Below are 7,731 nucleotides of genomic sequence, written 5' to 3'. Positions count from 1 at the left end.
GACTCGGTCGCGCGGCATTTCTCGGCCAGCGCCATCGAGGCCAAAACCTATGTCGGTGGCAATGTAGCCGCGCCTGCCTGCCCAACGGGTGAACGCCCGAAGGTAAGCGCGTATTCGGTTTGCGTAGACAAGCCTTCCGGCGCTGGCGTGGGTATCAATCGCGGCCTGCAAGTCGGGCCGCGTGAGGGTAGTGATCCGCGAGTCAAGATGATCGGCCATCGCTTTGCGAAGTTCACGCGCGACTGCCTCCCCCGTAGCAAGATTGCAGAGCTTGAGCGCTTCGTATTGCTCGATTACCTGCACAACGGTTTTCTCTGCCGCCTTAGCTTGCTCTGCGGTAAGCCTTTCGGCTTCGGCAAGCGCGATACGGTCCACGCCGCGTGATGCCTCGGTTTCGATTTCCAATGCTATTTCTCTGGCATTGGCCAGAGATAGGCCCCTGCCAGTGCGCCTGCCGTCCATATCCCATGAGCAATAGGTGCCAAGAGTATGCTTGCGCTTCTGCCCGCTTTTCACGCGCTTCTCATAGAGCCAGGACGCTTTGCGTTGCCCAACGCGGAGGTGCAAACCCGGACGCGTCGTGTCGGAATATGTAGCTCTCCCGACTTCGGGGGGCTTGATGCTTTCCAGGAACCTATCTGTGAGTTTTCGGCGCATTTCTCATTCTGGGGGACATATGGGGGACAAAAACGGCTGGCTTCTGGTGAACCGCCACGGACAACTGTAGACGTTTTTGATTGGGAGACAATGTGTAAATGCCAAGTAAGCATGATAAATTTAACGAGAATCTGCAAAACTACGGACACTCGCGGACTAGTGTGGAAATGCGGCTAAAAATGAGGGGACTGTGACTTTTAATCAGTAGGTCCAGGGTTCGAACCCCTGCCGGCTCACCACTTTATCTCTTTACATCAATTGCTTACGTGAAGTCGTTTTTGCGTCGCCTCGCCTTGCGGTTTTGCCGGAAGCAATACGGAAGCACGGTGAACTAGAGATTCCGCCGGATTCGGTGTTGCATTTCTGCAATGTCCGTCCAAATGGGCATGCGAAAATTTGTCAGGGACCGCTGAGAATCACCTTGATTTCTGTTTTGCACATTCGGCCCAAACCTGCCGTTCGAGCCTCGCGCACCACACGACCGCTTTGGGCCGGTCATGTCGCTCCGGCAGACTCTGGCACCGCAACTTTGCAAAGGGCGCTTTTGCGCTATTGCCGACATTAGTGCAAACAGCGGCGAATGTCCGGTGTCCAAAGCCAAAGCGGACACGGCCATGCTTGGCCAAGATGCCGATGATCTACTCGTCTGTGAAACTCATTCGTTTCATTATCCGTCCTCAAGTTGGAGCGGACTCTAATCGACGGTGGAGGAAAAATCCCGTGGCAGGTCAAGGGCGGCACATCACCAGAGTCCGTACATTTCTACACGCCAAGACCTGCAATGGGGGAAATCTCAGACCGATGATGCCCTCAAACCGCTGAAGCACTACAAATATTGTCTGGGAAACAAAAAATGCTCATTTGGTCATTTGTTTCAAAGATATAGAAGAATGCGCTCGCACTGTCGTTTCCAATGCGGAACCAAAATGTTTCGTGGCTGCCCCCCCTCACGCGCAAAATATAGAAAAGCAAAGTGAAAGAGCCTCTATATATTGAAAAACGTGACGTTTGCAGGTCGCATTTAGGACACATTTTCCCCACATTGCGGCCAACTACGGGCTGAAATGTGTCGTTTTCATGTCCGATTCATCGTAGGCATAACCACAAGGGTTCGGGGGCATAAACGGACTCAGGTTAGGACATCCAATGGCTAAAGGGAAAACGCTCACCTCTATTGGTGTGACGTCATTCATCATGCTTGGTGCTTTCGCGGCTCCGGCCCTAGCGGAGAAGCGCTGCACGGCTTTGACAGCTACGTTTTCACGTAGCACCGAACAACTTTGTGACTGCAGCCGTGTGACGCAAGGCTTCATAAACCGAGTTCAGCGCCGATCCGATTTCAGCAAAATATTGGTAGAGACTCAGCAGATATGTCCCAGCCTTACCGTCGCGCTGACCGAAGTTACGACTTTCTCGACATCGTCTGGCAATAATGGATCAGATGGTCCGGATGGTGGCGGCGGCACTGGTGGCAGCGGCACTGGCGGCAGCGGCTCTGGTGGAAGCGGCTCTGGCGGCAGCGGCTCTGGTGGCAGCGGCTCTGGCGGCAGCGGCTCTGGTGGCAGCGGCACTGGCGGCAGCGGCACTGGCGGCAGTGGCTCTGGTGGAAGCGGCTCTGGCGGCAGCGGCACTGGCGGCAGCGGCTCTGGTGGAAGCGGCTCTGGTGGAAGCGGCAATCCAGGAAATGACAATGACGTCGGGAGAGCCGGTGAAAGCCCTAATGGTAGTGACTTTGGTGGAGGAAGTCAGGGTCAAGGAGATTCCGGCCATGGCGGTAATGGCAGCAACGGGAAATAAGATGACTTCCCGTGTATGACCTTCCCTCAGCCACCCCGAAATGCAGCTAGAGTTAGCCTGAGCCTACCGTGCGTTATGCTATCTTTTTTAGCTCGACTGAAAGCCTCCGACCCAACGTGTCGGGCTCTGAGGATCCTGCATTCGAAGAAAAATGTATCCAGATTGATGCCAGTTAACCATCTTGTCCGTTAAGTTATCCAGAAGCAAATCGCCCTGCGTCGAGCGATATACGAGGATTGCGTGAGGAACGCGCCGCTGATCCAGAACGGTTGCCAGAAGTAGCTTACGTGGATCAATTCCTCGACGGACAAGCTCCATTTTTTTCAATAGTGCAAAATCTTCACAATCTCCACCTGCGGACGTGGGAAGAGCCCAAAATTCGGCCCGCGAATACTGAGCTCTGTCAGAAACTTCACGTGTTAACGCATTCACCGAAATATTAATTTTACTAACTAATTCCAGTTCCTCCGTAGGGGGCAGAGACTTGGTAACCTGCGATGCGCATGCCCACTGATAGGTCTGGCATATTTGCTGAGCTCCTTTTGGGGGAGACATGAGCATGCTAGCGTTCAGATAGTTACTATCAGCAGCGGCAAGACCAGGTACAATCACTAAAAGAGGCAGACACAATTTAGCGAGAAACCTAACGGCATGCTCGAATGAGCTTCGAGCATTGGTGGCTGTTGGGTTCAGTTGCTTGTTTATCGCCTGCATGCAAACTTCCAAATTCAATTTATAGTAGCTCAATAGACTAGTGAAAATAAAGTCAGGAATTAGGCGACGCACGAGCCTTACTGTGGCATCGGGCGAAACAACGTGAGTTGAGGCGGAAAATCGCATTATTTTCCAAGTCATAACAGCGGTCGCGGAACGCGAGGCAGGCTATGTCAGAGCGGTAGTGATGGCGGCAAGCTAACTGCTACTTTCGGCCCTGACCGGACCTTCATCCTGACGTCGAGCGCCGCGTTGCAGCTTTTCCAGACCGGCCATTCGCTGCGGGTGCTCGATTTCAGTCCTGTCTGAGGCCCGCAATGCGGGACGAAGCGGACATTGAGAATTCCCAATTTCAAGTCAGATGCTCTGCGCAATAAAGGCATCCAGCGAACTGGCTAAATTTGGCCGCCTGCGGATACAAATTGAAGTATAATCCTCTGACCCACGACGGGGCAAGAACTCGACCGCGTCACTGCAAATCTGGGCTGGCAAGCAGTGCCAGTATGGCGATGCGTTCTTCCTGTGTAATGTTGGGGTCGACATTGTACATTTTGGTGCCCGGAACAGTTCCGTAAACGTCACCGATGAACTGGTTCAATTCCTCCATTGTCCATTTCTTACCCTTCGCCAACATCGCGGCAGAATAAGAAAACCCAGGAACCGTCGCCTTTGGGCGTCCGAAAACGCCGCGCAGGGTCGGTCCCGGAACAGTTGCGGTCGACGTGTCGCCCGGCCTCATTTCGTGGCATCCCCGGCAATACCTGGCAGCCAGCCAGGCGGCATCAGGGTCAGCCGCAGCGGCTTCAATTTCTTCTGGTTTCGGGATGGCCACTGCGCGCGGCGCTGCACCGGAATCCCGCAAAAGTGCTGCCACCTCCACCCTATCGCGGCGCATAGCGAGATGCAGGGGCGGTTGATCTTCCTTGTTTCGGGCGTTTACGTCGGCTCCCGCTGCCAGAAGCAAACGTACGGCGCCGATCGCCCCTGACTCGGCCGCCTCATGCAATGCGGTATTGTTGAACTCACCCGCCCGCATATCCGGGTCGGCGCCCCGGTCGAGTAACAGCGCTACGACATCGGCGTAATCTCCACGCGCAGCAGAATGAAGCGCCGCGCCATAGGAAAAGGTGGCTTCCGGGTCTGCACCTCGGTCAAGCAACACCGCCACCGCATCGACATGCCCCTTCTGCGCCGCAAAGTAGAGTGGTCTACCAAGCACGTCCGGTTCGACGTTTGCGCCCTCCGGCAAAAGTTCTGCCAATTCCGAAGCGTCGCCCGACCGTGCGGCACCGAGTACGTCTTGTCCTGCCGCCGGTCCGAACGGTATTGTCGCAATGATGCTCGCTACGACGATGAGTTGTCGCATTACGATCGCTACCTTGTGCTTTAATCGCCTCAGTTTAGCACAAATCACCGATGTTTGCAGGGGCGTCTCCAAACCTTTCGCGGCTCGCGGTTTGAGAGACCTTCAAGGTGGAATCCCATCCGAATGCGATAATTGGTGACCTGCCGCAACTTTGGTTGACCTTAGCTCAATGTCTGTAGAGACATAGCTTGACATGTCCGTTTCGGGCTCTTCGCCGACATTAAATCGGTCGCAGCAAGTTCGGTTTTAGGGGAAAGGCCGCCGTCGTGGACGACCCAAACCGGACCTTCGCGAACGGCGCAGCGAATGACCGTTTCAAGCCCACTTTGACCGATGCTTCATTGCCTTCTAATGTCGGATTTAAGACTCACTTGGCTATGAGGCGTTTGTCCCAGCCCCAAGAAGAATCGGGAGGAAAGACACAGTGTTATCGACAAGTGTGGCTCTGAATTTATTGGCATCACTCGGCATATTTGTGATGGGATTGAAATACGTCCGAGCTGAACCGCCCTTAGATTACCACGCAGAAATCATGAAAGATCAAAATACTAGCGCTGAAACGCTTATGGTTCTGGGTGCGCTTTACAAGGCAATGGGTGGTGGTTTTATTGCGTTGGCGTTCGTTGTCGCCATTCTCGCTGTGTTTGGGGTCTGGAACGATGTTTTTTGGGCAAAGCTTGCAATACTGATAGGAGCTTTGGTCGCGGGTGGCTTTACCGTTCTGGGTGCGCGCACCGTCGAAATCTCGACTGGCGTCAGAACGCCTTGGAGGATCGCGCTCGGGCTAACTGCTGTTAGCACCGTTGCGTTCATACTTTCGGTGATCTGAATCACAGGAAGCAGCCATCTGCGCAATCGCAGCGAATGATCCCTCCGTCCCGCGACGCGGGCCTCCGGACAAAGTGCAGCGAACTTCGGCTTTCCGCCCCTTTTCAAGCTGAACTAAACGACTGCAACTGGCACCAAATACTTCAGAATGCCAGCTAACTCGCGGTTATTGGCAGTCGAATGTCACGGCGCATCCTTTGGATATCCGGTGGCGCATCGCGATTGGCCAGGGCAATGAAATTGTAGCAGGTGCGCGCGACGCTCAACCGGTCTTTCCTGAAGACCTGAGGTAGAGCGTCGCGGGCTTGACGGAAACTGCCCTACTGCTTGCGTTGCAAACTCTGCTTTGCCTCTATCTGGGCGCTCACGGCGAGCACGGTGGCGAGCCGCTTTTCATCGGGCGGATGCGTGCCCCAGAAACTGAGATTGCCAGCCTCGGTTCGGGCGTCCTCGGGCCGCGCGAAATATTGCGCCCCCTTCACCGGATCGTAACCCGATGCAGCGGCGATCCGCGCGCCAAGTGTGTCGCTTTCAAGCTCATAGGATTGGGAATAGGCCTTCGATCCCAACGCCGCGCCAAGTGCCATGTTGCGGTCCACATCGCTCGGATCATAACTCACCCCAGCGGATGCGGCTTGAGCGTTGGTATAAGCGGTCAGCGCGCCCATGATAAGCGCACCAGCCAATGCCTGCTGCTGTTGTTTCTGAATGTGCCGCCCGATCAGGTGGCCATATTCATAGCTCATGACAAATGCGACCTCATCATCGCTCTGCATGTCTTGCAGGATCGGCATGGTCATAAAAATGACGGGCTGGTCCTTGTCATAGGTGAAATACGCGTTGCGTATCTTGAGCTCGTGATCGATGGCTACGTGCGTTTGCCGCTTGGATAGATACGAACACCGAAACCGCGCATGTCACGATCCCAGACCAGATAGTCCTGATCGCGGATTTCGAGGGCTTCGACCGTGCGTTTGGTCAGCTTGAACATTACTGGAACACCTTTCTGTCTGCCTCTACTTCCGGAAGCTATACGGAAGCAAGTTGCGGCGAAGTCTAGCGTTATGGTTGCAATTTTAGCGCAGGGGCAGTCAAGATAAACCAGTGAATACATTTGATTTTTCGAAATGTAGCACGATACGGAGAAAGCTAGCGAAACAGCTCTGGGTTTACTTTTAATCAGTAGGTCCAGGGTTCGAACCCCTGCCGGCTCACCACTCCCCCCCCCTTTTTCATTCCGATATCTTGCGCAGTTATAAGCATAGTGCTTGTCGCCGTCCTGATCTCGCGCGGCGCTACTTGGCAGGTGGCGGCCCGAGGGTGCCGCGCAGCCGCAGCGTCGTCTCAAGGCGTACACTTTCGCGGGCCGGATGACCGGCAACCATATCCACCAACAGGCGCGCCGCCTGACGGCCCATTTCGCGATGCGGTACGTGAACCGTGGTCAGCGGCGGATCAACCACCCGCGCCAGCTCGATATCGTCAAATCCGGTGATCGATACGTCACCCGGCACACGCAAGCCAAGCTCTCGCGCCATCTGAACCGCGCCGACGGCCAGAACGTCATTGCCGCATATGACCGCTGTCGGGCGCGGATAATGTTCTGTCATACGACGCAGGGCCTTGCCGCCGTTTTCGATGCTGTAAGGGGTCTCGATAAGGTGGGCCATCTCGGGATCAAGCCCGTGCTCTCGCATCGCATCACGCACCCCGTCAACCCGCGCCCGAGCACGATCATTGCCCGCACATTCGGCCGAGATGATGCCGATATGGCGATGGCCCAGCCTGAGCACCTCTTTGGCCAGCCCCGCCATGGCGCGGCGGTTGTCAAACCCGATCGACAGGCGCGCCATGGTCGGATCATAGGCCCATGAAATCAGAACCGGCACGCCGCGATTCTCCAGAAACTCATAGATCGCCTGGCTTCGGTCATGCCCGATCAGCAAAAGGGCATCCGCGCCGCGTGCCACGAGGGTGCGAATCTGTTCCTCTTCGATCTCGGGGCTATAGGACGAACTTGACACCAAAAGCGTGACGCCGCTTGCATGAAGCTCTTCCTGAAAGGCCTGAATGGCGCGGGCAAAGATCGCGTTTTCCATCGTCGGAATAATCGCGCCGATGGTATTTGTGCGCCTTGCCGCAAGGGCGCGTGCGCCGAAATTGGGGGAATACCCAAGATCGTGAACCGCCGTCATGACCTTTATACGGGTGGCCTCTTGCACCTGCCCCGGCGAATTGAGGCAGCGCGAGACCGTCGCGGTCGACACCTCGGCTCGCTTGGCCACATCGGCCAATGTGGGCAGGTTGTGCTCGCTTTCCCTGTTTTTTCGGCTCATGGGGTTCGACCCGTTTCATTCCGTCCATTCACC

Annotated in this window: 8 protein-coding genes and 1 pseudogene; 3 read left to right on the top strand and 6 right to left on the bottom strand. The window is 55.5% G+C overall.

Features of this window, described 5'->3' with window-relative positions:
- Window positions 1–384, top strand: a 384-nt coding sequence (locus QZ522_RS06610; RefSeq protein WP_294608897.1) for a hypothetical protein, incomplete at its 5' end; no start/stop codon positions are given.
- Window positions 385–420: 36 nt separating this feature from the next.
- On the opposite strand, the pseudogene QZ522_RS19065 reads toward QZ522_RS06610, so the two are convergent.
- Window positions 421–657, bottom strand: a pseudogene (locus QZ522_RS19065) (hypothetical protein); the annotation flags it as partial.
- Between the two features lie 1,432 nt (window positions 658–2,089).
- Here QZ522_RS19065 and QZ522_RS06605 point away from each other — a divergent pair.
- On the top strand, window positions 2,090–2,473 hold the full coding sequence (locus tag QZ522_RS06605; RefSeq protein WP_294608895.1) for a hypothetical protein: 384 nt from the start codon (window positions 2,090–2,092) through the stop codon (window positions 2,471–2,473).
- 68 nt (window positions 2,474–2,541) lie between these two features.
- Here QZ522_RS06605 and QZ522_RS06600 read toward each other — a convergent pair whose 3' ends face one another.
- Together QZ522_RS06600 and QZ522_RS06595 are read right to left on the bottom strand one after the other, a co-directional pair.
- Window positions 2,542–3,168 carry a transglutaminase-like cysteine peptidase gene (locus QZ522_RS06600; protein WP_294608893.1) on the bottom strand — a complete coding sequence of 209 codons (627 nt, stop codon included), beginning with the start codon at window positions 3,166–3,168 and terminating at the stop codon, window positions 2,542–2,544.
- 469 nt (window positions 3,169–3,637) lie between these two features.
- On the bottom strand, window positions 3,638–4,534 hold the full coding sequence (locus QZ522_RS06595) for an ankyrin repeat domain-containing protein (RefSeq protein ID WP_294608891.1): 897 nt from the start codon (window positions 4,532–4,534) through the stop codon (window positions 3,638–3,640).
- Between the two features lie 424 nt (window positions 4,535–4,958).
- Between QZ522_RS06595 and QZ522_RS06590 the strand changes: the two genes are divergently transcribed.
- Window positions 4,959–5,363 carry a hypothetical protein gene (locus QZ522_RS06590; protein ID WP_294608889.1) on the top strand — a complete coding sequence of 135 codons (405 nt, stop codon included), beginning with the start codon at window positions 4,959–4,961 and terminating at the stop codon, window positions 5,361–5,363.
- Window positions 5,364–5,682: 319 nt separating this feature from the next.
- On the opposite strand, the gene QZ522_RS06585 is transcribed toward QZ522_RS06590, so the two are convergent.
- The 3 genes from QZ522_RS06585 to QZ522_RS06575 all read right to left on the bottom strand — a co-directional run bounded on the left by QZ522_RS06585 (window position 5,683) and on the right by QZ522_RS06575 (window position 7,698).
- Complete coding sequence (locus QZ522_RS06585) at window positions 5,683–6,210, bottom strand: M48 family metalloprotease (protein ID WP_294608899.1); 528 nt, start codon at window positions 6,208–6,210, stop codon at window positions 5,683–5,685.
- 20 nt (window positions 6,211–6,230) lie between these two features.
- Window positions 6,231–6,353 (bottom strand): hypothetical protein, encoded by a 123-nt coding sequence (locus tag QZ522_RS06580; protein WP_294608887.1) that lies wholly within the window; start codon window positions 6,351–6,353, stop codon window positions 6,231–6,233.
- Window positions 6,354–6,657: 304 nt separating this feature from the next.
- A complete protein-coding gene (locus QZ522_RS06575; protein ID WP_294608885.1) occupies window positions 6,658–7,698 on the bottom strand; it encodes a LacI family DNA-binding transcriptional regulator in 1,041 nt (346 codons plus the stop codon).
- Between the last annotated feature and the right edge of the window lie 33 nt (window positions 7,699–7,731).

The organism is uncultured Roseovarius sp., assembly GCF_913054395.1.
GTDB lineage: Bacteria > Pseudomonadota > Alphaproteobacteria > Rhodobacterales > Rhodobacteraceae > Roseovarius.
Note: the sequence above shows the minus strand (reverse complement) of the source record. Positions and strands in the feature narration are given on the sequence as shown.

What these genes read in the sequence shown, in the direction of transcription:
- QZ522_RS06605 (WP_294608895.1), top strand. Translation starts at nt 2,090, where the DNA reads ATGGATCAGATGGTCCGGATGGTGGCGGCGGCACTGGTGGCAGCGGCA.
- QZ522_RS06595 (WP_294608891.1), bottom strand. Translation starts at nt 4,534, where the DNA reads ATGCGACAACTCATCGTCGTAGCGAGCATCATTGCGACAATACCGTTC.
- QZ522_RS06600 (WP_294608893.1), bottom strand. Translation starts at nt 3,168, where the DNA reads ATGCAGGCGATAAACAAGCAACTGAACCCAACAGCCACCAATGCTCGA.
- QZ522_RS06575 (WP_294608885.1), bottom strand. Translation starts at nt 7,698, where the DNA reads ATGAGCCGAAAAAACAGGGAAAGCGAGCACAACCTGCCCACATTGGCC.
- QZ522_RS06580 (WP_294608887.1), bottom strand. Translation starts at nt 6,353, where the DNA reads ATGTTCAAGCTGACCAAACGCACGGTCGAAGCCCTCGAAATCCGCGAT.